Origin of the sequence: Variovorax gracilis, assembly GCF_030317115.1 — a bacterium.
GTDB classification, from domain to species: domain Bacteria; phylum Pseudomonadota; class Gammaproteobacteria; order Burkholderiales; family Burkholderiaceae_C; genus Variovorax; species Variovorax gracilis.
Window position 1 is genome coordinate 31,427 of record NZ_JASZYF010000013.1, and the last position, 23,477, is coordinate 54,903.

29 protein-coding genes are annotated in these 23,477 nt (G+C 66.7%); 14 read left to right on the top strand and 15 right to left on the bottom strand.

The features are described from left to right. Nucleotides 1–23: 23 nt before the first annotated feature. The 4 genes from QTH97_RS22745 to QTH97_RS22760 all read left to right on the top strand — a co-directional run bounded on the left by QTH97_RS22745 (nucleotide 24) and on the right by QTH97_RS22760 (nucleotide 4,550). On the top strand, nucleotides 24–1,220 hold the full coding sequence (locus tag QTH97_RS22745) for an ABC transporter substrate-binding protein (RefSeq protein WP_286570735.1): 1,197 nt from the start codon (nucleotides 24–26) through the stop codon (nucleotides 1,218–1,220). A 131-nt stretch (nucleotides 1,221–1,351) separates the two neighbouring features. Further along, nucleotides 1,352–2,545, top strand: coding sequence for an ABC transporter substrate-binding protein (locus QTH97_RS22750; protein ID WP_286570736.1), 1,194 nt, complete (start codon nucleotides 1,352–1,354; stop codon nucleotides 2,543–2,545). A gap of 127 nt (nucleotides 2,546–2,672) precedes the next feature. After that, nucleotides 2,673–3,548: a branched-chain amino acid ABC transporter permease gene (locus QTH97_RS22755; protein ID WP_286570737.1), complete on the top strand. Its 876-nt coding sequence runs from the start codon at nucleotides 2,673–2,675 to the stop codon at nucleotides 3,546–3,548. A gap of 12 nt (nucleotides 3,549–3,560) precedes the next feature. Next, complete coding sequence (locus QTH97_RS22760) at nucleotides 3,561–4,550, top strand: branched-chain amino acid ABC transporter permease (protein ID WP_286570738.1); 990 nt, start codon at nucleotides 3,561–3,563, stop codon at nucleotides 4,548–4,550. A gap of 76 nt (nucleotides 4,551–4,626) precedes the next feature. Here the strand turns inward: QTH97_RS22760 and QTH97_RS22765 are convergent, their stop codons facing one another. Together QTH97_RS22765 and QTH97_RS22770 are read right to left on the bottom strand one after the other, a co-directional pair. Then, on the bottom strand, nucleotides 4,627–5,682 hold the full coding sequence (locus tag QTH97_RS22765; RefSeq protein ID WP_286570739.1) for a lipocalin-like domain-containing protein: 1,056 nt from the start codon (nucleotides 5,680–5,682) through the stop codon (nucleotides 4,627–4,629). Continuing rightward, the gene (locus QTH97_RS22770; protein WP_286570740.1) at nucleotides 5,679–6,755 is read right to left on the bottom strand and encodes a PLP-dependent cysteine synthase family protein; all 1,077 of its coding nucleotides are present in this window, start codon (nucleotides 6,753–6,755) and stop codon (nucleotides 5,679–5,681) included. The genes QTH97_RS22765 and QTH97_RS22770 overlap by 4 nt, the downstream gene beginning before the upstream one ends. Nucleotides 6,756–6,803: 48 nt before the next feature. Here QTH97_RS22770 and QTH97_RS22775 point away from each other — a divergent pair, with 48 nt between their 5' ends. Beyond that, a complete protein-coding gene (locus tag QTH97_RS22775; RefSeq protein WP_286570741.1) occupies nucleotides 6,804–7,196 on the top strand; it encodes a DUF1801 domain-containing protein in 393 nt (130 codons plus the stop codon). Between the two features lie 34 nt (nucleotides 7,197–7,230). Beyond that, nucleotides 7,231–8,037 carry an alpha/beta fold hydrolase gene (locus QTH97_RS22780; protein ID WP_286570742.1) on the top strand — a complete coding sequence of 269 codons (807 nt, stop codon included), beginning with the start codon at nucleotides 7,231–7,233 and terminating at the stop codon, nucleotides 8,035–8,037. Between the two features lie 185 nt (nucleotides 8,038–8,222). Here the strand turns inward: QTH97_RS22780 and QTH97_RS22785 are convergent, their stop codons facing one another. After that, nucleotides 8,223–10,787: an FtsX-like permease family protein gene (locus QTH97_RS22785; RefSeq protein ID WP_286570743.1), complete on the bottom strand. Its 2,565-nt coding sequence runs from the start codon at nucleotides 10,785–10,787 to the stop codon at nucleotides 8,223–8,225. A gap of 147 nt (nucleotides 10,788–10,934) precedes the next feature. Between QTH97_RS22785 and QTH97_RS22790 the strand changes: the two genes are divergently transcribed. The 7 genes from QTH97_RS22790 (at nucleotide 10,935) to QTH97_RS22820 (ending at nucleotide 15,618) form a co-directional block, all read left to right on the top strand. Continuing rightward, nucleotides 10,935–12,113, top strand: coding sequence for a tyrosine-type recombinase/integrase (locus QTH97_RS22790; protein ID WP_286570744.1), 1,179 nt, complete (start codon nucleotides 10,935–10,937; stop codon nucleotides 12,111–12,113). An 86-nt stretch (nucleotides 12,114–12,199) separates the two neighbouring features. Next, the gene (locus tag QTH97_RS22795; RefSeq protein WP_286570745.1) at nucleotides 12,200–12,511 is read left to right on the top strand and encodes a hypothetical protein; all 312 of its coding nucleotides are present in this window, start codon (nucleotides 12,200–12,202) and stop codon (nucleotides 12,509–12,511) included. A 308-nt stretch (nucleotides 12,512–12,819) separates the two neighbouring features. Then, entirely contained in the window at nucleotides 12,820–13,254 is a 435-nt protein-coding gene (locus tag QTH97_RS22800; protein ID WP_286570746.1) for a hypothetical protein, read from the top strand. Nucleotides 13,255–13,366: 112 nt separating this feature from the next. Beyond that, nucleotides 13,367–13,723 (top strand): hypothetical protein, encoded by a 357-nt coding sequence (locus QTH97_RS22805; protein WP_286570747.1) that lies wholly within the window; start codon nucleotides 13,367–13,369, stop codon nucleotides 13,721–13,723. Next, entirely contained in the window at nucleotides 13,720–13,938 is a 219-nt protein-coding gene (locus QTH97_RS22810) for a hypothetical protein (protein WP_286570748.1), read from the top strand. Before QTH97_RS22805 ends, QTH97_RS22810 begins: the two co-directional genes overlap by 4 nt. Beyond that, nucleotides 13,935–15,119: a DnaB-like helicase N-terminal domain-containing protein gene (locus QTH97_RS22815; RefSeq protein ID WP_286570749.1), complete on the top strand. Its 1,185-nt coding sequence runs from the start codon at nucleotides 13,935–13,937 to the stop codon at nucleotides 15,117–15,119. The genes QTH97_RS22810 and QTH97_RS22815 overlap by 4 nt, the downstream gene beginning before the upstream one ends. A 4-nt stretch (nucleotides 15,120–15,123) precedes the next feature. Beyond that, entirely contained in the window at nucleotides 15,124–15,618 is a 495-nt protein-coding gene (locus tag QTH97_RS22820) for a hypothetical protein (RefSeq protein WP_286570750.1), read from the top strand. Nucleotides 15,619–15,634: 16 nt separating this feature from the next. Here the strand turns inward: QTH97_RS22820 and QTH97_RS22825 are convergent, their stop codons facing one another. Beyond that, nucleotides 15,635–16,105 carry a hypothetical protein gene (locus tag QTH97_RS22825; protein ID WP_286570751.1) on the bottom strand — a complete coding sequence of 157 codons (471 nt, stop codon included), beginning with the start codon at nucleotides 16,103–16,105 and terminating at the stop codon, nucleotides 15,635–15,637. 453 nt (nucleotides 16,106–16,558) lie between these two features. Between QTH97_RS22825 and QTH97_RS22830 the strand changes: the two genes are divergently transcribed. After that, the gene (locus tag QTH97_RS22830) at nucleotides 16,559–16,828 is read left to right on the top strand and encodes a hypothetical protein (RefSeq protein ID WP_286570752.1); all 270 of its coding nucleotides are present in this window, start codon (nucleotides 16,559–16,561) and stop codon (nucleotides 16,826–16,828) included. 17 nt (nucleotides 16,829–16,845) lie between these two features. Here QTH97_RS22830 and QTH97_RS22835 read toward each other — a convergent pair whose 3' ends face one another. The 11 genes from QTH97_RS22835 to QTH97_RS22885 all read right to left on the bottom strand — a co-directional run bounded on the left by QTH97_RS22835 (nucleotide 16,846) and on the right by QTH97_RS22885 (nucleotide 23,456). After that, the gene (locus tag QTH97_RS22835; RefSeq protein WP_286570753.1) at nucleotides 16,846–17,343 is read right to left on the bottom strand and encodes a hypothetical protein; all 498 of its coding nucleotides are present in this window, start codon (nucleotides 17,341–17,343) and stop codon (nucleotides 16,846–16,848) included. A 127-nt stretch (nucleotides 17,344–17,470) separates the two neighbouring features. Further along, nucleotides 17,471–17,725, bottom strand: a complete 255-nt coding sequence (locus QTH97_RS22840) for a sigma factor-like helix-turn-helix DNA-binding protein (protein ID WP_286570754.1) — start codon at nucleotides 17,723–17,725, stop codon at nucleotides 17,471–17,473. Between the two features lie 21 nt (nucleotides 17,726–17,746). Next, complete coding sequence (locus QTH97_RS22845; RefSeq protein WP_286570755.1) at nucleotides 17,747–18,172, bottom strand: hypothetical protein; 426 nt, start codon at nucleotides 18,170–18,172, stop codon at nucleotides 17,747–17,749. Nucleotides 18,173–18,577: 405 nt separating this feature from the next. Further along, nucleotides 18,578–19,360: an HK97 family phage prohead protease gene (locus QTH97_RS22850; RefSeq protein ID WP_286570756.1), complete on the bottom strand. Its 783-nt coding sequence runs from the start codon at nucleotides 19,358–19,360 to the stop codon at nucleotides 18,578–18,580. After that, nucleotides 19,357–19,665, bottom strand: a complete 309-nt coding sequence (locus QTH97_RS22855) for a hypothetical protein (RefSeq protein WP_286570757.1) — start codon at nucleotides 19,663–19,665, stop codon at nucleotides 19,357–19,359. The genes QTH97_RS22850 and QTH97_RS22855 overlap by 4 nt, the downstream gene beginning before the upstream one ends. After that, complete coding sequence (locus QTH97_RS22860) at nucleotides 19,662–19,976, bottom strand: hypothetical protein (RefSeq protein ID WP_286570758.1); 315 nt, start codon at nucleotides 19,974–19,976, stop codon at nucleotides 19,662–19,664. The genes QTH97_RS22855 and QTH97_RS22860 overlap by 4 nt, the downstream gene beginning before the upstream one ends. A 69-nt stretch (nucleotides 19,977–20,045) precedes the next feature. Beyond that, nucleotides 20,046–20,351 (bottom strand): hypothetical protein, encoded by a 306-nt coding sequence (locus QTH97_RS22865; RefSeq protein WP_286570759.1) that lies wholly within the window; start codon nucleotides 20,349–20,351, stop codon nucleotides 20,046–20,048. Continuing rightward, nucleotides 20,348–20,761, bottom strand: coding sequence for a hypothetical protein (locus QTH97_RS22870; RefSeq protein ID WP_286570760.1), 414 nt, complete (start codon nucleotides 20,759–20,761; stop codon nucleotides 20,348–20,350). The genes QTH97_RS22865 and QTH97_RS22870 overlap by 4 nt, the downstream gene beginning before the upstream one ends. Before the next feature lie 236 nt (nucleotides 20,762–20,997). Continuing rightward, entirely contained in the window at nucleotides 20,998–21,648 is a 651-nt protein-coding gene (locus QTH97_RS22875) for a hypothetical protein (RefSeq protein ID WP_286570761.1), read from the bottom strand. 210 nt (nucleotides 21,649–21,858) lie between these two features. Further along, nucleotides 21,859–23,103, bottom strand: coding sequence for an RNA polymerase sigma factor (locus tag QTH97_RS22880; protein WP_286570762.1), 1,245 nt, complete (start codon nucleotides 23,101–23,103; stop codon nucleotides 21,859–21,861). Further along, nucleotides 23,100–23,456, bottom strand: a complete 357-nt coding sequence (locus QTH97_RS22885; protein ID WP_286570763.1) for a YciI family protein — start codon at nucleotides 23,454–23,456, stop codon at nucleotides 23,100–23,102. Before QTH97_RS22885 ends, QTH97_RS22880 begins: the two co-directional genes overlap by 4 nt. Nucleotides 23,457–23,477 lie beyond the last annotated feature (21 nt).

Below are 23,477 nucleotides of genomic sequence, written 5' to 3' on the forward strand. Positions count from 1 at the left end.
CCTTTGATTGGATTGGAGATCCCATGAAGAACCAGCTCACCGCACTGACACTGGCCATCGCAGCCATGGCGCTCGCAGCGGGCGCAGCGCATGCGCAGGAAAAGGTGAAGATCGGCTTCGTCACCGACATGTCCAGCCTGTACGCCGACCTGGAAGGCAAGAACGGCGCGCTCGCGATCCAGATGGCGATCGACGACTTCGGCGGCAAGGTATTGGGCCAGCCTATCGAACTGCTGACGGCCGACCACCAGAACAAGGCAGACATCGCCGCCTCCAAGGCGCGCGAATGGATCGACACCGACGGCGTGACGATGGTTTTCGGCGGCACCAACTCCGGCACCGCCCTGGCGACTGCCAAGGTGGCGCAGGAAAAGAAGCGCGTGTACTTCAACAACGGCGCAGCATCGTCGGCGCTCACCAATGAGCAATGCAGCCCGTACACGGTGCACTACGCGTACGACACCGTCGCGCTAGCCAAGGGAACGGGCGCCGCGGTGGTCGATCGGGGAGGCAAGAGCTGGTTCTTCCTGACGGCCGACTACGCCTTCGGCCATGCCCTCGAGGCCGACACCACCGCCGTGGTCAAGGCCAAGGGCGGAACGGTGGTCGGCGCGGTGCGCCATCCCCTGAACGCATCGGATTTCTCGTCCTTCCTGCTGCAGGCGCAGAACTCGAAGGCACAGATCCTCGGCCTTGCGAACGCGGGTGGCGACACGATCAACTCGATCAAGGCCGCCAAGGAATTCGGCATCGGCAAGACCATGAAGACCGCGGGCCTGCTGATCTTCCTGAGCGACGTGCACAGCCTGGGCCTCAAGAACACGGAGGGCCTGCTGCACACCACAAGCTGGTACTGGGACCTGAACGACGACACGCGAAAGTTCGCCAAGCGCTTCTTCGACAAGACCAAGCGCATGCCGACCGACATCCAGGCGGCGGACTATTCGGCCACCATGACCTATCTGAAGGCCGTGGAGGCGGCCAAGACCACCGATTCGGACAAGGTCATGGCCCAGCTCAAGAGCATGAAGCTCGACGACTTCTACGGCAAGGGGCAGATCCGCGCCGATGGCCGCTACGTGCATGACATGTACCTGGTCGAGGTGAAGTCGCCTGCCGAGTCGAAGCAGCCGTGGGACTACCTCAAGGTGAACGCCAAACTGCCGGGTGAGCAGGTCTTCACCGCGAAGGCCGACTCCAAGTGCGCCCTCTGGAAGTAAAGCTCGCCCCCAGGGTGCGCGCACTGCGTGTCGCTCCGCCGGCTCCCTGCATGGGGCGGGCGGCCGGTCGCTCCGGGCGGCCGGATGCGGCGGCCCTCCTGAATCTCTTCTCCTTATCAACTGAACTGAACATGAAAAAGACCATTGCACTCACCGCCGTTTCCCTTGCCGTTGCATTTGCCACCGGCGCCGTGCAGGCCCAGGAGAAGGTCAAGATCGGTTTCATCACCGACATGTCGAGCCTGTACGCCGACGTCGAAGGCAAGAACGGCGCGACCGCGATCCAGATGGCGATCGATGACTTCGGCGGCAAGGTCAACGGCCTGCCGATCGAACTCGTCACGGCCGACCACCAGAACAAGGCCGACATCGCGGCATCGAAGGCGCGCGAGTGGATCGACACCGAGAACCTGACGATGCTGTTCGGCGGCACCAATTCGGGCACCGGCCTTGCCATGGCGAAGGTCGCGCAGGAAAAGAAGCGCGTCTTCATCGTCAACGGCGCGGGCACTTCGGCGCTCACCAATGAGCAATGCAGCCCCTACACGGTCCACTATGCCTACGACACCGTGGCGCTCGCGAAGGGCACCGGCGGGGCCGTGGTCGCCAATGGCGGCAAGAACTGGTTCTTCCTGACCGCTGACTATGCCTTCGGTGCAGCGCTCGAAAGCGACACCGCCAAGGTCGTCAAGGAGAAGGGCGGTACGGTGGTCGGCGGCGTCAAGCACCCGCTCAACGCGTCGGACTTCTCGTCTTTCCTCCTGCAGGCGCAGAACTCCAAGGCGCAGATCCTCGGATTGGCGAACGCGGGCGGCGACACGATCAACTCGATCAAGGCGGCCAAGGAATTCGGCATCACGAAGAACATGAAGATGGCCGGCCTGCTGGTGTTCATCACCGACATCCACAGCCTCGGGCTGAAGAACACCGAAGGCCTTCTGCTCACCACGAGCTGGGACTGGAACCTCAACGAGCAGACGCGCGCCTTCGGCAAGAAGTTCTTCGACAAGACCAAGCGCATGCCGACCGACATCCAGGCGGCCGACTACTCCGCCACCACGACGTACCTGAAGGCCGTGCAGGCCGCCAAGAGCACGGACGCCGACAAGGTGATGGCCGAACTCAAGAAGATGCCGATCAACGACTTCTACGCCAAGGGCAGCATCCGTCCCGACGGCCGGATGGTGCACGACATGTACCTGGTGCAAGTCAAGTCGCCGAGCGAGTCGACGCAGCCGTGGGACTACTACAAGGTGGTCGCGAAGCTGCCGGGTGAAGAAGTCTTCACGACCAAGGCCGAATCGAAGTGCGCACTCTGGAAGTAACCCCCAGGCTTTGCGCACTTCGGTCGCTTCGCCACCCCCCTTTTCGCAAGGGGGCGGGCCGGCCGCTTCGGGCGGCCGGACGCGGCGGCCCTCTGGTCAGAGCGCTTGACGCGGTAGTCTGAACTTTATGAACATTTCTCTTCCCGCCTTGTTGAGCCAGCTCCTTCTGGGGCTGGTCAACGGGTCGTTCTACGCGATCCTGAGCCTCGGGCTCGCAGTGATCTTCGGCCTGCTCAACGTCATCAACTTCGCGCACGGCGCGTTGTTCATGCTGGGCGCGGTGTTCACCTGGATGGCGATGAACTATTTCAACGTCAACTACTGGGTGATGCTGGTGGTGGCGCCGATCATCGTGGGGCTTTTCGGCGTGCTGATCGAGCGACTGCTGCTGCGCTGGATCTACAAGCTCGACCATCTGTATGGCCTGCTGCTCACGCTCGGGCTGACGCTGCTGATCGAGGGGGTGTTCCGCTCCATCTATGGTGTCTCGGGCCTCGCCTATGACACGCCGGACGCGCTGGCAAGCGCCACCGACCTCGGCTTCATGATGCTGCCCAACTACCGAGCCTGGGTGGTCGTCGCCTCGCTCGTCGTCTGCTTCGCGACCTGGTTCGTCATCGAAAAGACCCGGCTCGGCGCCTACCTGCGCGCCGGCACCGAGAACCCGCGGCTGGTGGAAGCCTTCGGCGTCAACGTACCGTTGATGATCACGCTCACCTATGGCTTCGGCGTCGCGCTCGCAGCCTTTGCCGGCGTCCTCGCCGCCCCGGTCATCCAGGTATCGCCGCTCATGGGGCAGAACCTCATCATCGTGGTGTTCGCGGTCGTCGTGATCGGCGGCATGGGTTCGATCATGGGTGCCATCCTCACCGGCCTCGGGCTTGGAGTGATCGAAGGGCTGACCAAGGTTTTCTATCCGGAGGCTTCCTCCACCGTGGTGTTCGTGATCATGGTCATCGTGCTGCTCATCCGCCCCGCCGGCCTGTTCGGCAAAGAAAAATAAGACGGCAGCCGCATGAAAAAGCTATCCACTGTCATCTATCTCCTCCTGCTCGCCGCATTGGTCGTGGCGCCGTTCGCCGGCGCCTACCCCGTGTTCGTGATGAAGCTCATGTGCTTCGCACTGTTCGCATCGGCATTCAATCTGCTGCTGGGCTACACGGGGCTTCTGTCCTTCGGCCACGCGGCCTTTCTCGGCGGCTCGGCCTATGTGGCGGGCCATGCGATGAAGGTGTGGGGCCTGACGCCCGAACTCGGCCTCATTGCCGGCACGGTCACCGGCGCGCTGCTGGGCTGGCTCTTCGGTGTACTGGCGATCCGCCGGCAGGGCATCTACTTCGCGATGATCACGCTGGCGCTCGCGCAGATGGTGTTCTTCGTCGCACTGCAGGCAAAGTTCACCGGCGGCGAGGACGGCCTGCAAGGCGTGCCGCGCGGCAAGCTCTTCGGCGTGGTCGATCTGCAGAGCGACCTCACCATGTACTACGTCACGCTCGTGATCGTTGTCGCCGCGTTCCTGCTGATCGTGCGCACCATCCATTCGCCTTTCGGGCAGGTGCTCAAGGGCATCAAGGAAAACGAGCCGCGCGCACTCTCGCTCGGCTACGACGTGAGCCGCTTCAAGCTGCTGGCCTTCGTGATCTCGGCGGCACTGTCGGGCCTCGCGGGATCGCTCAAGACGCTGGTGCTGGGCTTCGCCACTCTGTCCGATGTGCACTGGAGCGCTTCGGGCCAGGTCATCCTGATGACCCTGGTCGGCGGGCTGGGCACGCTTTCCGGCCCACTGGTCGGCTCGGCGGTGGTGGTGCTGCTGGAAAACAAGATCGGCGAGTTCGGCCACCTGCTGGCGCGCATCACGACCATCGACTGGTTCAACACGCTGGGTGAGTCGGTCACCATGGTCACGGGCCTGATTTTCGTGATCTGCGTGTTGGCCTTCCGACGCGGGATCATGGGCGAAATCATTGCCTTCATTGATCGCCGGCGCGGAGCGGCAAAGGGCTGAAGACAGCTTTTTGCCGCCGGGCCGAAGCGGAGTTCACCGGCTGGCTGCGCAGCCAATGGGTCTTCGACAGCAACGCTCAGAGGCGCAGCGGTTGCGCGTATCCCGTGAGTTCGAGGTAGCCCCGGCCTACGGGCTTTCCGCTTGCATCCAGCAAGTCGCTCAGGCCCTCCCAGTACACCGTGCCGGTTGATCCCTGGCTGTCGAGCTCCTGATCGTCCAGCAGGGCGCGCACCGCAAAAACGCCCGCAGGCGTCTGGATGCGCCATCGTGTCGGATAGACCGCCCGTGTGCGCGGACTGGTCCAGGTGCCCTCGGATTCAAAACGCAGCTCGTCGGGGCCGAACACTCGCTGGCGGCCCTCGGCGGTGCGCAGCGAACCGCCTGCCCAGAGCGATGCGCCGTCGCGGCCCCGGATGCGGAAAGCCATCAACGCGGAGCCATCGAAGAGATTCATGCCGATCCAGTCCCAGCCAGCCGCGGCCGGGTGCAGGTAGGCCTCGCTCCATTCGCGATCGAGCCAGGCGGTGCCCTGCACGTCGAAGCGCCTGCCTTGCAGGCTCAGGCTGCCCTCGGCCGCGAGTTGAGGCTCGCTGAAGTAGTAGCTGGCCTGTTCGACGTCCGGGCCTTTGCGCGAGAGGCCCGCATTGCCTTGCAGCATCACCGGCTGGGTCGGGTTGAACCGCAGGTCGAGCGCAAAACCGTTGGCGGGCAGGCGCGCCATGTAGCCCTGGCTATCGCGACGCAGTGTCCAGTCCCGCAGGCGGACGTCGGTATCGGCTTCCGAGGCAAATGCGATGCCGAAGCCTTCGCGCGCGATGCGCTGGTCGTGCCACAGCTTGCGACCTTCCAGGTCGGTGATGGCCGCATGCGCAAAGATCAACTGCCGTGCCGCAAAAGCGGATCGCATCGCCTGCGTCGCTTCGACGCGCGAGCGAAAGAAGGTGAGTTGGAATCCGAACTCACGCGCACCGGATTTTGCATGCCCCGTGATGTACCACCACTCGGTGCGCAGGTCCGGATGGCTGCCATAGTCGCGCGGGAACTGCATGGCACGCGGCGGCAATGCCCATGCCGCTGGCACCGCGAGCGCGGAGAACAACACGGCGCGACGCGAAAGGCCGAGCGCCCTCATGCTTGTTCGCCAAGTGCTGCGTCGATGCGCCGCTGCGCTTCGTCGATGTCGCCGAAGGCCTGCTGCACCCATGCGGCATCGTGATAACTCGGCAAGTAACGCTCGCCCGCGTCGCACAGCAGCGAAAGGATCGAGCCTTGCCTTCCGGCATCGCGCATCTCACGCGCCAACGCGAGCATGCCCACGAAGTTGGTGCCGGTCGAGGGCCCGACCTTGCGGCCGAGCAGCGTGGACAGCGCACGCATCGCGGCGATCGAATCGATGTTGGGCACTTCCACCATGCGGTCGACCAGCGTCCGTACGAAACTGGGCTCGACCCGCGGCCGCCCGATGCCTTCGATGCGCGATCCGGGCGCAGTCAATGAGGCATCGCCGCTCGCGTGGTAGGCCGCGAACACAGAGCCCTCCGGGTCGGTCACGCACACTTGCGTGTCGTGGCAGCGAAATCGCACATAGCGGCCGATGGTCGCGCTGGTGCCGCCCGTCCCTGCGCCCACCACGATCCACGCCGGCACGGGGTGCCGTTCGCGCGCCATCTGTTGGAACATGCTCTCGGCGATGTTGTTGTTGCCGCGCCAGTCGGTGGCGCGCTCGGCATAGGTGAACTGGTCCATGTAGTGGCCGCCGCAACGCTCGGCCAGTGCGCGCGCCTCTTCATACACCTGGCCCGCATGCTCGACGAAGTGGCAAGTGCCGCCGTGGAAGGCGATCTGCGCCAACTTCTCGGGCGAGGTGGTGCGCGGCATCACCGCGACGAAGGGAAGGCCGAGCAGCCGCGCGAAGTAGGCTTCGCTCACGGCGGTGGAGCCGCTCGAGGCTTCGACGACAGTCGTGCCTTCGCTGATCCAGCCGTTGCACAGCGCGTAGAGAAAGAGCGACCGCGCGAGCCGGTGCTTGAGGCTGCCGGTCGGATGGGTCGACTCGTCCTTCAGGTAGAGGTCGATGCCGGCTGACGCAAAGTTCGGCAGCCGAAGGGGGATCAGGTGTGTGTCGGCGCTGCGCAGGTAGTCGGCCTCGATGCGCAGGATCGCCGTGCCGAGCCAGCCGCTGCTGCAAGAGGAGGGAGGGTTCATTCGCACATTTTCAGCCATTCGCCTGAGAATGCGGGCATTGGAGCCCCCATGCAAAAGACCGCGCCCGCTTCAAGTCCCGATGCCTATGTGCTGGCTCTCGATGGCTGGCAGCGCCAGTGCGTCGAGGCGCTGCGCGCCGCGGTGCGCGCCGCGTCCGCGATGGAAGAGGTTGTGAAGTGGCGTCATCTCGTCTACCTGGCGAATGGCCCCGTGCTGCTCATTCGCGCGGAGGAGAGCCGTGTCCTGTTCGGTTTCTGGCGAGGACAGCGTCTGCGCGAGATCGAGTCGGATCTCAAGCCCGGCGGGAAATACGAGATGGCCACGCTGGAACTGCGCGAGGGAATGGCCGTCGATGCCGCGACGGTGCGGCGCCTGACCCGAAAGGCGGTCGAACTCAATCGAACCTTGGGCGACCCGACGCTCGCTGCGAAGCGGGACTGAGTCAACGGGTCGCCATTCTTCTGGAGCCTTGAGCATGGAGAACCTCGATCCGTTCTTTCGCGAAGTCGGCGCCGGCCCCGCCGTCGTGTGCTTGCATTCGAACGCGAGCAGTTCGAGCCAATGGCGAGGCCTCATGGACCGCCTGGCGCCGGAGTTCCACGTGTGGGCGGTTGACTCTCTTGGAGCGGGCAGGAGCCCCGCGTGGCCGACCGATCGCAAGGTCGCACTTCGCGACGAAGTCGCGCTGATCGAGCCTGTGCTTGCGCTCGCTGGAGAGCGCACGGTGCTGGTCGGGCATTCGTACGGCGCGGCCGTCGCGCTCATTGCTGCGATCGTTCGACCGCAGCGCGTTCGTGCATTGGTGTTGTACGAGCCGACCTTGTTCGCGCTGGTGGATGCCGAGAAGCCGCCGCCCAATGCAGCCGATGGAATCCGTTCGGCCGTTGCGGGCGCAGGAGCCGCGCTCGACCAAGGCGACTCGTCCGAAGCCGCCCGGTGCTTCATCGACTACTGGATGGGTGCTGGTGCCTGGAAGCACACCCCCGATGCCCGCAAGGGCCCGATAGAAAGCTCGATCGTCAACGTTCGCAACTGGGCACATGCATTGCTGACCGAGCCGACGCCCCTCTCGGCCTTCGCCTCGATGCGGTTTCCGGTGCTCTGCATGACCGGCAGGAAATCGCCCGATTCATCGCTCGCCGTCACGCGGTTGCTGGCGCGCACGCTGCCCAACGTCCAGGTCGTCGATTTCGATTCGCTCGGCCACATGGGCCCCGTGACGCATCCGGAGGTCGTCAACGATGAGATCTGCCGTTTCCTGACATCTCTTCCGAAAGAATGATGCACATGCAAACCGGCTGGAACCTCGTCCGCCATGGCGCAGGCCTGCGCCGAACTGGTAGGCGCGAAGGAGGTGGCGCCGACGCCGCCGTGCGGCAGATGACCGAGTGGTGTCGGAACCGTGCGCTGCCGAATCCGCAGCGCACCATCGAGGGCAGCCGGCCTTCGCCCTGAGCCGGCTTCAGTTCACCAGTCTTCCTTCACCGCCATGACCGCGTCGTGCCCCGCGGCCGCGCGGCCGGCCAGCCATGCCGTGACCGTGCCGGCCGCCAGCACGGCCGCGCAAAGCGCAAGGAGGCGTGCCCAGGGCACCAGCAGATCCATGGTCCAGTGGAAGCTTTGCGGGTTGACCACGTGTACCAGCACCACGGACACCGCCAGGCCGAGCACCAGCCCGGCGACGGCGCCGATTGCGGTCCAGGCCGCGCCTTCGCCGGCGACGATGGCGAGTACTTGCGCCCGGGTGAAGCCCAGGTGGGCAAGCAGCCCGAACTCCTTGCGACGCGCCAGCACCTGCGCGCTGAAGCTTGCGGCGATACCGAACAGGCCGATGCCGATCGCGACCGCCTGCAGCCAGTAGGTCACTGCAAAGCTGCGGTCGAAGATGCGAAGCGAGGTCGCGCGGATCTGGCCCACCGAGGCGATTTCGATGGGCTCGCCCGCGCCGAGTTCGCGCGAGGCAAGCGTGCGCACCGCCTGCTCGACCGTCCCGGTGTGGGTTCCTGGCGCAAGCCAGAGGGCGATGTCGCTCACGTTGCGCTCGCCGCTGAGCCGCTCGAAGTCCCGCGCGTCCATGGTGATCGCGCCGAACTGGCGGATGTAGTCCCGCCACACGCCAGCAACGAAGAAGACTGGCGGCGTCGACCGCTCGCCGGCCGTGCCCGTGGACCACGCACGTGCCAGCGGCTCGAAGACGGTGCCCGGCTCCGCGCCATAGAGCTCGACCATGGCCTCGCTCACGTAGATGCCGATCTGCCCTGCAGGCACCGGCAAGGCCGCACCCAGCAAGGGCAGCGATTGGCCGGCATGTTCTTCAAGGCTGCGTGAGATCAGCGTGACGTTCGGCCGCGAAGGGTCGAGCAGCAAAGCGCGTGTGCGCAGCGTGCCGGTGCGCGTCACGCCCGGCAACTGCGCCAGCGACTGGACAAATGTCGGCGAAAAGGCGGCCTGCTCGCTGGTCGAACTTCCGCCGGCCGCGCTGCGTACATAGAGATCGGCCGGCAAGACCACGTCGAGCCAGCGTGTGACCGAGTCGCGAAAGCTCGCCACCATGACCGTGAGCGCGACGGCGAGGCTGAGGCTCGCGACCACGCCACTGACCGCCACCGCGGCCGTTCCCCGCATGCGCCGCGCCCGCTCGATCGCCAGCAGGGGCAGCACGCGCCGCGCGAACAATGGCGCGAGGCGGTCATAGAGCACGGCGATGAGCCACGGCAGCGCCGCGATGCCGCCGACCAGCAGGAAGCCTACGGAGAGATAGGCCGCGATCGGAATGCCGAACACTGCGGGTGCCAGCGCCAGGGCCACGCCGGCCGCAATCAACAGCAGCGCAACGCCGTGGGCACTGCCGCGCGGCGGCGCCGAGCCCAGGCCCTTCAGCGTCTGGGCTTCGGGCAGGGCCTGGGCCGCCCGCGCGGGCCACCAGCCGCCGACGCCCGCGGCGAGAACGCCGAGCGCGCCATAGAGCACTGCCGCCCCCGTGCTCCATCGCAGAGTGGGCGCCACGCCTTCGAAGTACCCGCCGCCCAGATCCCCGCCCAGCACCTGCAACGCAAACTGCGCCAGGGCAGTGCCCAACGCGATGCCGGCAGCGCTGCCGATCACTCCGAGCACGATGGATTCCGCCAGCACCAGCCGCAGTCTTTCGCGCGGCGTGACGCCGAGCACGCCCAGAAGCGCGAATTGCTGCGCGCGCTTGGCCACGCTGAGCGCCAGAACGGAGAACACCAGGAAAGCACCGGTGAACAAGGCGACCAGTGCGAGCACTGTCAGGTTGACGCGGTAGGCCCGCGACAGGTTGCTCACGCGCTGCGCTGCGTCGCCCGGCTCGGCGATCTGGATGCCCGCAGGCCAGCCCGGCGACTGCCGCAGCGATCGGATGAAGACCGCGCGATCGGCGCCCGGCGCCAGCCGCAGATCGATGCGTGTGAGCTGGCCGCCGCGCTCGAACAGGTCTTGCGCCGCGCCGATGTCCATCACGGCGAGGGCGGCACCGCCGGCCGCGACCTGGCCGGCGACGTTGAGCGTTTGCCATTGGGTGCCGACGCGCAACTGCACGTTGGTCGCGGATTCGCCCAACGACTTGCGCGCGGCCGCGTTGAGAAACACGTGGCCCGGCGCCAGCAGCGCCAGCCTGTCGCTGCCCTCGGCGGGCCGCGGCATCAGTGCCGGTGCGATCGACGGCAACACCAGCGCATCGACGCCAACCACGCGCAGCGGCAAGCGTCGCTCGCCTGCCATGGCCAGGGTAGGGACTTCCAGCACGGGGCTCGCCAGCGTCACTTGCGCTTGCCGAGCCACCCGCGCAAACACGGCCTCGTCGAAGCTGCCCTGCGTGGCGCGCAGCTCAAGATCAGGCTGACCGTTGACCGAGCGCACCGCGCTGGAGAACTCATCGAGTGCAGAGGCGTTGATGAGTTGCACCGAAAAGGCCAGCGCCACGCCCAGCATCACGGCGACGACCGCTGCTGCGTTGCGCCACGGATGGTGGCGCAACTCCTGCCAGGAAAAGGAGCGCAAGAGGGAAATCATGGGAAAATCAGTACAACTCCATGGAGCGTTTTCATTGGAGAGATCACGTTTCTTTGTCTACCGATTTTTACTGAGTTTCCTACGGGCTCCCCGTACTTTCCCCGTACATCGCTCATTGTTTAAGCATACCCCCGTACAAGGCCAACCATGAACACGCGCAGCATCGCCACGCCCAAGGACCGCAAGAATTTGGCTACGCGCCGGGAGCCATACTGGCATAGCCTTGGCACTAATCGCGCCATCGGCTTCCGCCGCATGAGCGAAAAGACGGACGGGACTTGGGTTGGAAGATGGACGCCGCCGGGCGGCAAACCTGTATCGAAGCCGCTGCCCGATGTGCTGACCTTGCCCGATGCCCAACGCTTTGCCGCCGCCTGCGAAGCCGCCCAAAAGTGGTTTGTACATTTGGGAGCCGGCGGTCCCGTGAGGCCCGCTACGGTGCGCGAGATATGCGCAAACTACGTCGAGCACTTGCGCACCAAGCGGGGCGCCAAAGCGGCGGATGATGCCGACGCGCGTTTCCCGAGGTACGTGTTGGATCGGCAGGGTTTCGCAGATGCCGAGGTTATGAGCCTGACCGCCGCTGACTTCAAAGCGTGGCGCAAGCACCTAACCCATCTGAGCACGCATGCGCACCACACCAAGGGCAAGGCGAGATCGGGCGCCACCGTCGCAAGAGATATGACGCCGTTTCGCGCGGCGCTGAATCTGGCGTTTAAGGAAGGGCTCGTGACGAACAAGCATGCGTGGCAGGGCCCGCTCGATCCGCCGGAACCGGCCGCAAATCGACGCGAGGTTTACTTCTCCGCTGATGAGCGCCGCGCGCTGCTGTCGAAGGTTCGCGAGGAGGATGCGCGCCAATTTTTCAGCGCTCTGGCGATGCTGCCGCTGAGGCCGGGGGCGCTCGCATCCTTGACCGTGAGGGACTACGACAAGCAGACCGGAGTTGTGACGATCCGGAAGGGCGTCGATAAGGGGCACCCAGAGCGCAGCTTTACGCTGCCCCCGCAAGCCGCCGCGCTGTTCGCGCACCAGGCCGCAGGAAAGACGCCCGCCGCGTTTCTCTTCAGCCGCACCGATGGCCGGCAATGGATCGCGGCGCATTGGAAGGGCCCGTTGAAAGAAGGCGCTCTGATGGCGGGCTTGCCTCGCGAGAGCGTGACCTACGGACTTCGGCATAGCGCGATTTCCGACATGGCGGCCGGCGGCGTCGATGTCGCGACCATCGCGGCGCTAGCCGGGTGCAGCCTGAAAATGATTCAGCAGCACTATTTTCACAGTACGCCCGAGCGCGATATCAAGGCGCTCGCGGTACTCGCGCTGTAACGAGGCGGCGCACAATGACGCGGGGCCCGGACGCCTTCCCAAGCGCCGGGCCCGCTGACCTTGATCAACCTGAGCGGAGGTGATCCATGGCTACCCGCAATCGTACCGAAGCGGCCGAGCCCCGGCAGCGGCGCCGCCCGCCGCCTCGGTTAAAGCCGCTCGGGAAAGACGACCAGATCGTCACTAAGGCCGAGCTAATTCGCCTGCTCGGCCCATGCTGGCCCACGGTCGCCGCCGACCTGAGCCACCCGTCGCGCAATGGCCTGCGCGTGGCCGCTGGCGCTTTGACAATGGGAACCTACTGGGCCGGCCGGGCGCAGCATTGGGCGCAGTCGAATGGGCGGTGGAAGGAGCGCACGGCGCCAGTGTCTTTCGTGTTCGCGCAGCACATTGCGTGAGGCCGTTTGAGGCGCTTTTTCCGATTTTTGGCGCAGCTTTTGGGATTCCTTCGCTCATCTCCGCCAAGCCGAAATATGGGGAAAACTCTTGTCAGCCCGTGCCCTTCGGCCGGATCTGATGAGGGCTCCATCGTGATGACATTTGACAAGGCGCTACCGGCGGCGGATCAGCGCCGTCCGAAGCCGGCGAAGGTAGCGCTCCTGCATCCCAATCAGCCGGCAGACGCGAAGCGCCGCGCCTTGCGCGGCACCCATATGGGCCCTCCCTACGATGACGGCATGCGAATGCGCGTCGTGCGGAGGCAGCCATGAAAGCGCCGCAAGAACTGCCCCCGGCCGAGCCGCTCGCCGAGAACCTTACGGCGCCGCCGCAGCGGTACGGGCTGACCGTCGCCGAGTTCTGCGTGCGATATCGCGCGTCGAGATCCGGTTACGCCAAGGCGCAGCGGGCCGGCCATGGGCCGGAAGAACTGAACATTTTCGGCAAGCGGATCATCACGCCGCAGGCCGAGGCCGCATGGCTGGAGCAGCAGCGCCAGCGCAGCCGCGAACTTGCTGCGGATCGCTTTGGCGGGGCGCCTACCGGCGCTCCACGGCCCCCGGCGCGCAGTAGTGGCGGCAAGCGCCTCGGTCGCCCGCCGGCCGGAGGCTGGCCCGCTGATCCGCCGCTGCGAGCGCAGAAGAAATTGGGCAGGCCTACCCGCGCGATGGTTGCGGCCCGCAGCGCGAACCTCGCAGGCTGATCCGGCGCAGAAAGAAGAACGGCTCGGAACGAAACCGAGCCGCCTTCAAAGCAAGCGAAGCATCCCACGCGGCGCTGCCCTCAGCACCGCGCCGACCGAAGGAGACGAGCAGATGTCCCATCCAGCCGACGCGCCTACTGTACGCCGCCTGCGCGCGCGGCGCCAACAGGAGGCGAGCGCCTCGCCTGCGGCGTCGGCGATCGTGATTCCTTTCGAGAGGCGCTCGCGCTCCTTCGCGCTCGGTCGCTTTCGGCTGGACGTAGCCGATTTGGGCCCGGCTCGCGAGTATCTCGGCTGCACCTTGAAGCCTCGCGCTTTCACGACCATCTGGTCGCCCCGGCCGCCGACGCGCGCCGAGCGCGAGGCGCTGCATGCGGAAATCGAGCAGGCTGTGCATGAGGCCTTGTCTGAATTTTCGCGGGCGCTCGGGCACCGGGGCCGGCCGATGCTGCTCGGGAGCGTGCCGTGAAGGGCAACGGCGCGGACACCCCCGTTGAGATCGACGAGCGATGGGAGACGGCGCTCATCCTGCGCGGCGCATTGCGCGGAATCCGGATCTCGCGGGCTGGCGGCTGCGACGGCCGGCCGTGCTGGCTCGCCACGCGATGGGGGCTCGTGAAGCAGTTGAACTCCTTGATCGAGCTAGCCCACTGGCTCGACCGCGTAGGAGGCACGAAATCATGAGCGCCGCCGTGCTCGATACGGTACGGCGCAGGCCGGACGTAGGGGACGACGAATCGGCGCCAGGGCTGCGCGTGCCGCCGCATTCCATCGAGGCCGAGTCTGGAGTTCTCTCCGCCCTGCTGCTGGATGCCTCATCGGCGTGGCCGCAGGCGGCCGGCAAGTTGCAGGCGGGCCACTTCTTTCGCCATGCCCACGGGCTGATCTTCGCGGCCGTGGCCGCCATGACGGCCGCCGGCCATGCAGTGGATGTGCTGACGGTCTTCGCGCACTTGCAGGCCGCCGGGATTGCCGAAGAGACCGGCGGGCTGGAATACCTCAATCGGCTCGCGCAGTACGCGCCTGCCAATGCGAATGTGGCGCGCTACGTCGAAATCGTGCTGAAGCGCGCTCGCCATCGGGAGATCATCGCGCTGCTCGATCGCGCCATCGCGGGGCACTTTGCGCTCGATCCGATCAGCTTGCGCGATGCGGCCGAGGCGACGCAGCGGGCGGCACAACTGGAGGGCGAGGACACAGACGCGGCGAGCGATTCCGAGCGGCTGCGCGCGCTCACGGTCGATCTCGCGCACCTCGCCGGCCAGCGCGTCTCGCCTCCTGCTTTCGTCATCGCGGATTGGATTCCCGAGGGATACGTGACGCTGCTTGCTTCCCATGGGGCAGGCGGAAAATCGATGCTCGGCCTCTATGTCGCCATCGGGATCGCCGCCGGCCTGCCCCTTTTCGGAAAGCCCGCGAGCCCTCCGCGTCGCGTGCTCGTGTATAGCTGCGAGGATCGCGCGCCCGTGCTGCATTGGCGCGTGCAGCAATACTGCGCCGCGCTTGCCATCTCCCCGGCCAGCTTGGACGGCTGGCTGTTCCTGATCGATGCCGGCGAACTCCCGGAGCCTGAACTCTTCGTGGCGCAGCGCGGCTCCCCGGGGACTTCCACCGCCGCCTTTGCCGCGCTCCAGCGATTTGTGGACGAGCGAGCGATCGATATCCTGAATCATCGACAACGCTTCGGACACCTACGCCGCGAGCGAAATCGAGCGCGCTTCGGTGCGTGCCTTCATCCGGGTGCTACAGCGGCTGCTTCCCGCGAGGCATACCGGCGCGGTGCTCCTGCTCGCGCATGTCAACCGCGCCGCGAGCACGACGAATGTCACGGGGGCGCAATACAGCGGCTCGACCGGTTGGCATAACTCCGTGCGCTCGCGGCTCGAACTCACGCGCGGCAAAGCGGCTGACGCCGACGAAGATCTCGATGAGTCGGGCCCGCCCGCGCCCTACATCCTGAGGCGAGCGAAGGGCAATCACGCTGCGCCCGGTAGCGCCGGGCTGCACTTCCACTGGAACTTTCTGCACGGGGTCATCCTGCCCGAAGAGCAGGCCGGCCCGGTGGTGCACGCCATCGAGCAGCGCAACGACGAGCGCGCAGTCCTGGCCGCGTTCGCCGAGGCGCGAGCAACGGGGCAGCGGATCTCGCCGAACGTCACCGCCAACAACAGCGCGGCGAAGATCTTCACGAGCATGGGCATCGCCCTGCCGCAGCGGCTGCGTGCCATGAAGGCGCTGTCGCCGTTGCTGCGCGGGCTCAAGTACCGGGGATTGCTGACGATCGAGCCGTACACCGACGAGCAGCGCAAGAAGCGCGAGTGCTGGGTGCTCACAGACAAGGGCAGCGCGGAAGCCCGCGAATGAGAGTCAGGCGCTCATGCTAGAACGGAAGCCAGTCCAGCTTTTGGCAGGCCCTCATCCTTTGCGTCGGGCCGGAGTCCTTCAGGCATCGTTGCGTGCAATCGGAGGCGCGATTGCACGCCTCCATGCACTGCTTCGTGTCTCTGATCCCTACCATGTAGTCGCCATTGCCGCGCTCCCGCGCCAAATCGAGCGCCTTCTTGTCCGCCTTGCTCGCGTTGACTTTGAGGTAGTCCTTGAGCCTGCTGATGTTGTCTTGAAGTCGATTTCGGTACAGTTCACCGGCCCCTGCGGATTTGCTGTCTTCAAACAGGCGCTCGGCCTCTTGCATCTCCTTGGATGGCGCAGGCGAGTCCGCAAGCGTCGCCTCGTTGCTGCCGAGGCAATAAGCGGCTCGCACTGTGTCCTGGCCAGCGTGCGCGGACACCACAGTGAGCGCGACAGCGAGCGCCGCCAACCAGCGGACGAGCCGAAGGTTCCATTTCTCCATCTTCCCTCTCCATTGCTGCGAAGCGACGAGTATCGCCGGCCGCTGCGCAGTCAATTCTTCCCGTCGGAGCCAAAGCGCAGCGCCCGCATCGCACATTACCGCGCGCTTCGTGACGCCCAATGCGAGCGCACGGCAAGTGCGCGCTCAGCGGCTGATAGCCGCCTCGGCGTGCGCGCGCGCTCGCATTCCCCCTTATACCCCCTGCGCATGCGGGCGCACGCGCTTCGCTGGGGCTCAGAGCGTGCGCTTGCATGGGATTGCGGCCTCAAGAAATGCGGGCGCAATGCGGGCGCAAACCGCCGATGCGGGCGCAGGCCACGACCACCGTCACCATCGACGCGCGTCCGTGCCGAGGTGCTGCGCTCCTGCGCCCTACTTCAGCGGAGGATTAGGGCGGGCCCCGACCTTGCAGCAGGGCCGGGCTCGCATTGAAGCAACTTACCGGAGACGGCCATGGAAGAAGATCCGAAGAAGCCCCGCATCCTTGCCGAGATCGCCGGGCCGCGCCATTGCATCGCCGCGCAGGCCGCTACGATTTTTGTAGGCTGGTATGACCGGCTGGCGCAGGCGCTTGAGAGATCAGGGATGGAATCCGGCGAGGCCGCGAGGCTCGCCGATCAGATCACTCACAGCTTTCTGCAAACGCTCGATGCCGGCGGCTACGCATTCCACGAACGCGTGGCGGGCGCCGCCGCCGAGGCAGCCCGCGCAACGCGGCATTAGGGGCGGGCTTCGAGGGGCTAGTACTGCGAGCGCAGGGCAGCGCCGATACGCTCAATCGCCGGATTGCCGACGGCCACTGCGGTGTTGAAAGCGTTGTCCGCCTGAGCCTCTGTCTCCGCCAACTTGAACTCCGCCAGCACGGCAAGGAGCGTCTTCAGGTCGCCTCGCAGGGCTTCATCATCCACCCGTTCGACCAGCTTTTTAACCTCGATCGTTTTCTCAAACTCGCTATTGCTGAGGTCATCCGGCAGCAGTTCAGCGCCCCATTGGCTGGTCCTGCGAAAAGATTCCTTGTCCGCTATTTGCATTCTCGCGGTAAGCCGAAGTAGCGCATGCAACTCATCTTGAAGCTTGAGCAGCGTTTCGCGCTGGAAAACTCGGCGCTGCTCCTCTCGCGCCAGTTTGGAAGCCGTACTCTGCAAGGCGGCAGCGTTGCGGCTCGTGACAATGTTGGTGCCGATACTGGCAAGCGCACCGATCAAGGTGCCAATGAATCCCCAGATTGCAGACTCCATGCGCTCCTTTTTTGGCCGGCGCATGGCGGCGCGCCGTTGGAGGCGCATTCTGCACGAGCCGGAGGCGCGAACAGCGGCCGGGCGATAGCGAGGGAGCGGCGAGGCGCGAACGACGCGCCACGGGCCGTTATTCGGATCTCTTGAGGCGCGGCTTGTGCATGCCGAGATCCGCCCGGCCATCGCCGAGCAGACCCTCGGCGTCGTAACCCCGGCGCGCCAGTTCAGCGCGCAGCTTCGAGAGCGCCGAGATCTCGATCAGCCGTACGCCCTCGCGGGAGCAATGCAGGAGCCGCGCGACCTCGCTCAAGCTCATCGGCTCGCTCGCATGCAGGCGCGCGCAGGGCTCGGCGGCTTGGCGCTGAGCGGCCTTGGTGAGCCTCATGGCCCGGCCTTCTTCTGCGCCTCAAGCGCCCTTAACGTCGCCTGCGCCGCTTGGAGCCTCCCGCTCGCGCGCTGGACGGCCGCGAGCCTTTCCGGATCGGGGCCGCACGGGCTCGGCTGCTGCTGCCGCTCGGCGCGGCCGGGGCGATTGCGGGTTCCCATGATCGGCGCTCTCCTGTGCCAATGGGCCGGGGGCACCGTCGCCGCTGCTGCTGGATGATGGTTCGGGGATCGCCTCAATTTTCAGGCGATCTTTCGGTTGCGAAGGCTGCGATCCGTGCCAGCCTTCGACAAACGGCAGCAAGCCGCGCGCCGCGAAGAGATCGCACGCCTTGCCCTCGGCGATCAGTTGCCGCGCGAGCGCGCTCTCGACGGCCAGATAGCCGAGCGCATTCGCTACGCGCGCGTCTCGCCGATGAATCCACAGCGTGAGGGTGCTCGCCGGCATCGCGCTCGCCTTTACTTCGTGATGTAGCCCTGCGAGGAGCCCGGCTGCAATACCGCCTCATGCTTGAGGCCGTCGAGCGGGCCGCTCCGGGATATCGGCGCCGGATTCGAGTGGCGCTGCCGCTCAGACAATTCGGCACGCAGGAGGGCGCACGCGGCCTCCAAGCCGACGCGGCGGGCATGGCGGAGAAGCTCTTTCTCCTCGGCCGAAAGCGAGGCTCTGAGCATCACGAGCGCACCAGATGGATCGAGGCGCGGAGCCGCCGCGCCTGCGCCTTTCTCATGCAGGCATCAAGCCTGAGCTTGGTCGCCTCGATCGCTGCGCGCCTCTCGCGCGCATCCGCCCTCGCAAGGAGCAGCCTCCCTATTGCTTCGGGCTGGCTTTCCGCGCTGGCTGAGCGCGGGCTCATCGCAGCGCCTCCGCCGCACGACGCACGGCGGCCCGGGCGCGCGCCTGTACGGCTCGCGGATCTGAGGCGAGGGCGCGCGCCTCCAATGCCCTGATGCGCGCATCCCGGCTCGCCAGTTCGCGCCCGAGCACGCTGCCCACGGATGCGAGGAGATCGCAGGCGGGCAGGCGATCCACGACGCGGCGCTGAGCGGCCGATAGCTCGCCGCGCGGCGCATTCCGCCCGAGCGCGGCATCGGCCTTCGCTACCGCTTCCCTCGCGCGATCGAGCGCGCGGGCATGGGAAGGCGGGCCGAACAGCCGGCGCAGCGCGGGCTCGCCCATGCCGAGGCTCTTGGCGATGAGCAATGCGCGCGGATTCGCCGGGATCGGCGTCAGGCTGCATTCGAGTAATTCGGCCGCCTTGTAGATGCGCCCGGGGCCATCGCGCCGGGGCTCGGAGGCGAGCGGCAGGAAGCCCACGGAGCAGGCATTGAGCAGCCGCTGCTCGATGAGGGCGCGGACGGTATCGACCACGGCGGAGGTACCGGCCTTCGCCAATTCGAGCACGCCGAGGAGGCGGCTGCCTTCCACGCGAACGCGGGTCCAGCGCCCGACGATGCTTTCCGCGCGCGATCCATCGTGCCCGAATAACGCGGGCGCGCCGGCCGCCTTGAAAGCCTCAAGCTTCCAGCCGGCGGCGAGGATCTGATCGCCGACGCGATCCACGCTCTCATCGCTGAGCACGAACTCCAGCGGATCGCTTGCGGATTGATGGCCCGATTTCGTGCGGTACGTCATGGCTGCGGCCTCCCATGGCCGAAGACGATCGTGCTTCGCGAGGAGATCGCCACGGCGGCGGCCGGGCGCTCGGGCTCGGCGACGAGCGCATCGAGCAGGGCCTGCACGGTATCGCCTCGCGAGGAGCCAGCGAGCACGGCGGCGCGAACGGCGCTGGCGCATCTTTCGGCCAGTTCCGCGAGCCGGCCCTGCTGCTGTTGCCCGAGAGCGTGGGCATGCATCGCCCTGTGCAGCGCATGCTCTCCCGCCTCGGTCTCGCCCCAAAGGACGCCGCTCAGCATCGTCGTCGTTACCGTATCGGTCATGGCTGCATCCTTCGCGAAGTGACACCGGGAAAGCAGGCGCGGGCCAGCAGACGTAGCGCAGCGGCGATCCGCTGCCGGCGGCTGCGCTCGGGCAGCGGCTCAGCGGTCAGCGCGCACATGACGGCGGCTGGCGAGACGAGGCGATCGATCAGCGCATCGCGTACGAGCGCGGCGAGATCCTCCGCGTCCTGGCGGCGCCGCTGCTCGGCGTTCCATGCCGCCGTGTGCTCCGCGATGGCTGCCGCCGCTTCTTCGTCGGCCGCGCGCCCTGTGCCCCAGACGGCGACTCTTACTTGCGCGGGCTCGTACATGGTGGGGCTCTCCAATGATGGGCCGATGCGCGATGATCGCGCAAAGACATACCGCGCGGTAGCTTTTTCTCAGCCGCCTATCTCGCCGAGCCCGCGCCCAATCATTTGCAGTTGCTCGTCCTGCGTCGGCAAGCGATAGCGATATACGGCGCGCCCCGGGTCCATGCTCTCCAAGATGAGGATGGCATTAATCCCGATCACGGCGATGACGAAGCCGCCCATCTCGCCGAGCCCGATCTCCATGCCGCTCGCTCCGTTTTCTCGCGCCGCCTCCAGCGCAGAGAGCGCCGCGATTGCGCGGTCCGCCTCGCTCAATGACGCCCAGATGGTGCCGGGCCACACAAGCAGGCGCTGGCCTCCGGGCAAGAGCGTCATTGCAGAAGATCCTGCCAATCGGTGTGGCGATGCGCGACGAGCCCGAAGGCTTCGGCCTCGGCCTTCTTGCCGGGCTGCGGATCGGATGGCGGGGCGGTGGCTTCGATCCAGCCCGCGCGGCATTTCAACCAAGCCAATGCCGCGCGCCAATCGGTAGCCGTCGCGCGGAAAAGCCGCTGCGCCGCTTCTGCGTTGGCCCTCGTGGCGCCGAGATCAAGCTCCGGCCGGTAAAGCCGCCGCAAAGTTGGCGGGCTCATCGATTCCAGTTCGGCTATGTCGTCGATGCGAACGCCGCAGGCGGCCCAGCTTTGCACGCGCCGGGCTACGCTTTCCGAGCGCTCCAGCGCAGGCCTGCCGCGCCCGCGCTTGAGGGCCGGATCAGGCTCGGCGGATCGCGATGCTTTCGGCATGGTGGCGGATGCTCCCCCAGTGGGCGGCGGTTGCGGCAGATCAGAGGAGATCGCCCGGGCCCGCGCCAGCGCCGATTTTGCGCCGGCCTCGCGCGCGCGTGGGGCCGAAAAAAAATCTGCGGTCGGGAGGAGCGCTTGATGGCCCGGGCCCCGCGCAAGCTAGAAGCCCGCCCCCCCTGCGGAGGGCCATCCCCCATGCGTGGTGCCCCCGGGCGCACCGATCGGTCATTAGGGCGTCAGGAAGATCCCTTCTCGTGGATATCCTTCGCGCGCCGATGGGGCTGCTTGTCGGGAGTGGTGATTGTCTTTCCGATAGCGCTGCGCCATCCGCCTTTCACATCGAGGATCTCGATGGGCGATGCATCGATGCCCCTGCGCGCATCGCACTTCGAGAAGCCCGCGCTCTCTGCAATCGCAGCGGCACGCCATCTCTCATTGGCAAGCTGAGGCCCGGGCCCGTCGGGATCGATGCCCTCCGGATTGGCCTCGCTCCAGATCTTGGCGCCCGGGGCTCGCAGCGAAAGCTCGGCGCAGCCGCGATCCTGCCCGGGCTTGACGGGCGCGGGCAGCGCATCGAGCAGCTTGCCCTCCAGCCCACGCAGCAGGGCGCGGGTAGCCTCCGCGCCTTCTGCCGGATTTGCGTAGTACGCAGCGCGCAGGCCATGCGGCCCGTTAAAGAGCGCGTCGCCGGTAGCGGGGAGCCGGACCGAAAATACCGGCCGGTAGAACTGCGGGGGAACAGCGCCTTCGCCATCCTCCCATCGCACGAAGCGGCACTCGGCCTCCTGCGCGGCGGCCTCCAGCAAGGCCGCGAAGCTGCCGAAGCGGGCGAGATCCGCCTGCCGCTCAGGGCTCACGTTTCGGTAGGGCCATGCATCGAGGCTCATGCGGCCGATTGTCGTGGCCGATCGGAGGCGCCGGAGGAGGCCTTGACCAAGGGGCGGCTACTTCGGCGCCCCGTACTTGCCCCGTACTTTCTGGCCGCCTTTAAGTGGATCTCCAATGAAGAAAGCCTCAAAAAAGCCCCGTTTTCCTGCCAGGAAAAGGTGGAAAGCAGCGAACGCATGCCGTCCCATTCTGCGCGATGCGCGCGCCGGTCAAAGCCGGCTCGAAGCGAAGGCGAGATGGGCTCGTACGGCCGGGCTGGTGCTGAGACCCGCCGCGCGGGCGTAGGCCTGCCGGGCGGCGACAGGGTCGCCGGTTCGAGCCAGCAGGTGGGCGCGCGCGGCCCAATAGGGCTGGTAGTTGGCGATTTCGTCGGGTGCGAAGGTGTCGAGCGCACTCAGGCCTTCGGCCGGCCCATGGGCCGTTGCGAGCGCGCACGCGCGGCCGACTCTCGCGCCGATGCTCGGGCGCAGCGCGATCAAGCCGTCGTAGAGCGCGACCACCGCCTGCGGGGGCACTTGCGCACCGAGGCGCCGCGCGCAGTGGGCGGACTGGATGGCCGCTTCCAACTGGTAGGCGCCGACGGCATTCATGTCCGCGGCGTGTTGCAGCGCGTGCTCGGCTTCTTCGCGCATGTGCGCGTTCCAGTGCAGGATCTCTTGCTCATCGAGCGGCACGTAGGCCCCCGTGTCGCTGCGCCGGGCTGCTGCGCGGCTTTCGCAGAACAGCATCAGCGCGAGCAGGCCCAGCGGCTCCGGTTCGCCCGGCATCAGCCCGCAAAGGATGCGGCACAGGTCAATGGCCTCGGCCGTGAGGCCGCGCTGCGTGGCATCTGCACCGTCGACCTCGTCCCAGCCGGTGCCGTAGGCGGCGTAGATGCCGTCGAGCACGTCCTGCAGGCGCTGCGGCAGATCGCCGGCGCGTGGGAATTCGAAAGGGATGCCCGCCGCGCGGATGCGCGCCTTGGCCCGGACCAGCCGCTGCCCGAGCGTGGCCGGCGCAATGAGAAACGCACCGGCCATGCGGGTGGCATCCAGCCCCAACACCGTCTGCAGCATCAGGGGTGCGCGCGCCGCCGCATCGATGGCCGGGTGCGCGCAGACGAAGAGCAGGCGCAGGCGTTCGTCCGGCACGGCATCGCCGCCGGTGGCGTCGGCACCGACTTCGTCGGCCAGGAGGAGCAGCAGGGTCTGCGCCGCGTCGTCCTGGACGCGGCTGTGGCGCCAGGCGTCCAGGGTGCGGTTTCGCGCGACGCTCAGCAGCCACGCTTCGGGCCGGTCGGGGACGCCGTCCGCCGGCCATCGCTCCAGCGCGCGGGCGAAGGCATCCGCAAGCGCGTCTTCCGACGCCGCGATGTCGCGCGTGCGCGCCGAGAGGATGGCGACCAGCCGCCCGTACGACTGGCGTGCGGCCTTCTCCGCAGCCGCGCGAGCCTCCTGGACCCCCGAGTCGGTCACATGTCGGGCGTGCTGAAGACCGGCCGGACCTCCACGCCCCCTGTGCTCGCACAAGGCGCGCGGGCCGCCCATTCGAGGGCAGTGTCGAGATCCGCCACGTCGATGACGAAGTAGCCGCCGAGTTGCTCCTTGGTGTCGGCAAAGGGGCCGTCCTGCACCTGGCGCTTGTCGCCGCGCACGCGCAGCGTGGTGCCGGTCATCGGCGGATGCAGGCCGTGGCCGTTCTGCACGATGCCGGACTGGCGCGCCGCTCCGACATAGGCCATCCATCCGGCGCGGTACGCCTGCGCTGCCGCTTCGTCCCGCTGGTCGAATTCCGACTGGGGCTGGTAGAACATCAACATGTATTGCATGGAACCTCCGCAAAGAGAGAA

Excerpts from the sequence above, each read along its gene's own strand:
- QTH97_RS22745 (WP_286570735.1), top strand. The coding sequence starts at position 24 with ATGAAGAACCAGCTCACCGCACTGACACTGGCCATCGCAGCCATGGCG.
- QTH97_RS22750 (WP_286570736.1), top strand. The coding sequence starts at position 1,352 with ATGAAAAAGACCATTGCACTCACCGCCGTTTCCCTTGCCGTTGCATTT.
- QTH97_RS22755 (WP_286570737.1), top strand. The coding sequence starts at position 2,673 with ATGAACATTTCTCTTCCCGCCTTGTTGAGCCAGCTCCTTCTGGGGCTG.
- QTH97_RS22760 (WP_286570738.1), top strand. The coding sequence starts at position 3,561 with ATGAAAAAGCTATCCACTGTCATCTATCTCCTCCTGCTCGCCGCATTG.
- QTH97_RS22765 (WP_286570739.1), bottom strand. The coding sequence starts at position 5,682 with ATGAGGGCGCTCGGCCTTTCGCGTCGCGCCGTGTTGTTCTCCGCGCTC.
- QTH97_RS22770 (WP_286570740.1), bottom strand. The coding sequence starts at position 6,755 with ATGAACCCTCCCTCCTCTTGCAGCAGCGGCTGGCTCGGCACGGCGATC.
- QTH97_RS22775 (WP_286570741.1), top strand. The coding sequence starts at position 6,804 with ATGCAAAAGACCGCGCCCGCTTCAAGTCCCGATGCCTATGTGCTGGCT.
- QTH97_RS22780 (WP_286570742.1), top strand. The coding sequence starts at position 7,231 with ATGGAGAACCTCGATCCGTTCTTTCGCGAAGTCGGCGCCGGCCCCGCC.
- QTH97_RS22785 (WP_286570743.1), bottom strand. The coding sequence starts at position 10,787 with ATGATTTCCCTCTTGCGCTCCTTTTCCTGGCAGGAGTTGCGCCACCAT.
- QTH97_RS22790 (WP_286570744.1), top strand. The coding sequence starts at position 10,935 with ATGAACACGCGCAGCATCGCCACGCCCAAGGACCGCAAGAATTTGGCT.
- QTH97_RS22795 (WP_286570745.1), top strand. The coding sequence starts at position 12,200 with ATGGCTACCCGCAATCGTACCGAAGCGGCCGAGCCCCGGCAGCGGCGC.
- QTH97_RS22800 (WP_286570746.1), top strand. The coding sequence starts at position 12,820 with ATGAAAGCGCCGCAAGAACTGCCCCCGGCCGAGCCGCTCGCCGAGAAC.
- QTH97_RS22805 (WP_286570747.1), top strand. The coding sequence starts at position 13,367 with ATGTCCCATCCAGCCGACGCGCCTACTGTACGCCGCCTGCGCGCGCGG.
- QTH97_RS22815 (WP_286570749.1), top strand. The coding sequence starts at position 13,935 with ATGAGCGCCGCCGTGCTCGATACGGTACGGCGCAGGCCGGACGTAGGG.
- QTH97_RS22825 (WP_286570751.1), bottom strand. The coding sequence starts at position 16,105 with ATGGAGAAATGGAACCTTCGGCTCGTCCGCTGGTTGGCGGCGCTCGCT.
- QTH97_RS22830 (WP_286570752.1), top strand. The coding sequence starts at position 16,559 with ATGGAAGAAGATCCGAAGAAGCCCCGCATCCTTGCCGAGATCGCCGGG.
- QTH97_RS22835 (WP_286570753.1), bottom strand. The coding sequence starts at position 17,343 with ATGGAGTCTGCAATCTGGGGATTCATTGGCACCTTGATCGGTGCGCTT.
- QTH97_RS22840 (WP_286570754.1), bottom strand. The coding sequence starts at position 17,725 with ATGAGGCTCACCAAGGCCGCTCAGCGCCAAGCCGCCGAGCCCTGCGCG.
- QTH97_RS22845 (WP_286570755.1), bottom strand. The coding sequence starts at position 18,172 with ATGCCGGCGAGCACCCTCACGCTGTGGATTCATCGGCGAGACGCGCGC.
- QTH97_RS22850 (WP_286570756.1), bottom strand. The coding sequence starts at position 19,360 with ATGACGTACCGCACGAAATCGGGCCATCAATCCGCAAGCGATCCGCTG.
- QTH97_RS22855 (WP_286570757.1), bottom strand. The coding sequence starts at position 19,665 with ATGACCGATACGGTAACGACGACGATGCTGAGCGGCGTCCTTTGGGGC.
- QTH97_RS22860 (WP_286570758.1), bottom strand. The coding sequence starts at position 19,976 with ATGTACGAGCCCGCGCAAGTAAGAGTCGCCGTCTGGGGCACAGGGCGC.
- QTH97_RS22865 (WP_286570759.1), bottom strand. The coding sequence starts at position 20,351 with ATGACGCTCTTGCCCGGAGGCCAGCGCCTGCTTGTGTGGCCCGGCACC.
- QTH97_RS22870 (WP_286570760.1), bottom strand. The coding sequence starts at position 20,761 with ATGCCGAAAGCATCGCGATCCGCCGAGCCTGATCCGGCCCTCAAGCGC.
- QTH97_RS22875 (WP_286570761.1), bottom strand. The coding sequence starts at position 21,648 with ATGAGCCTCGATGCATGGCCCTACCGAAACGTGAGCCCTGAGCGGCAG.
- QTH97_RS22885 (WP_286570763.1), bottom strand. The coding sequence starts at position 23,456 with ATGCAATACATGTTGATGTTCTACCAGCCCCAGTCGGAATTCGACCAG.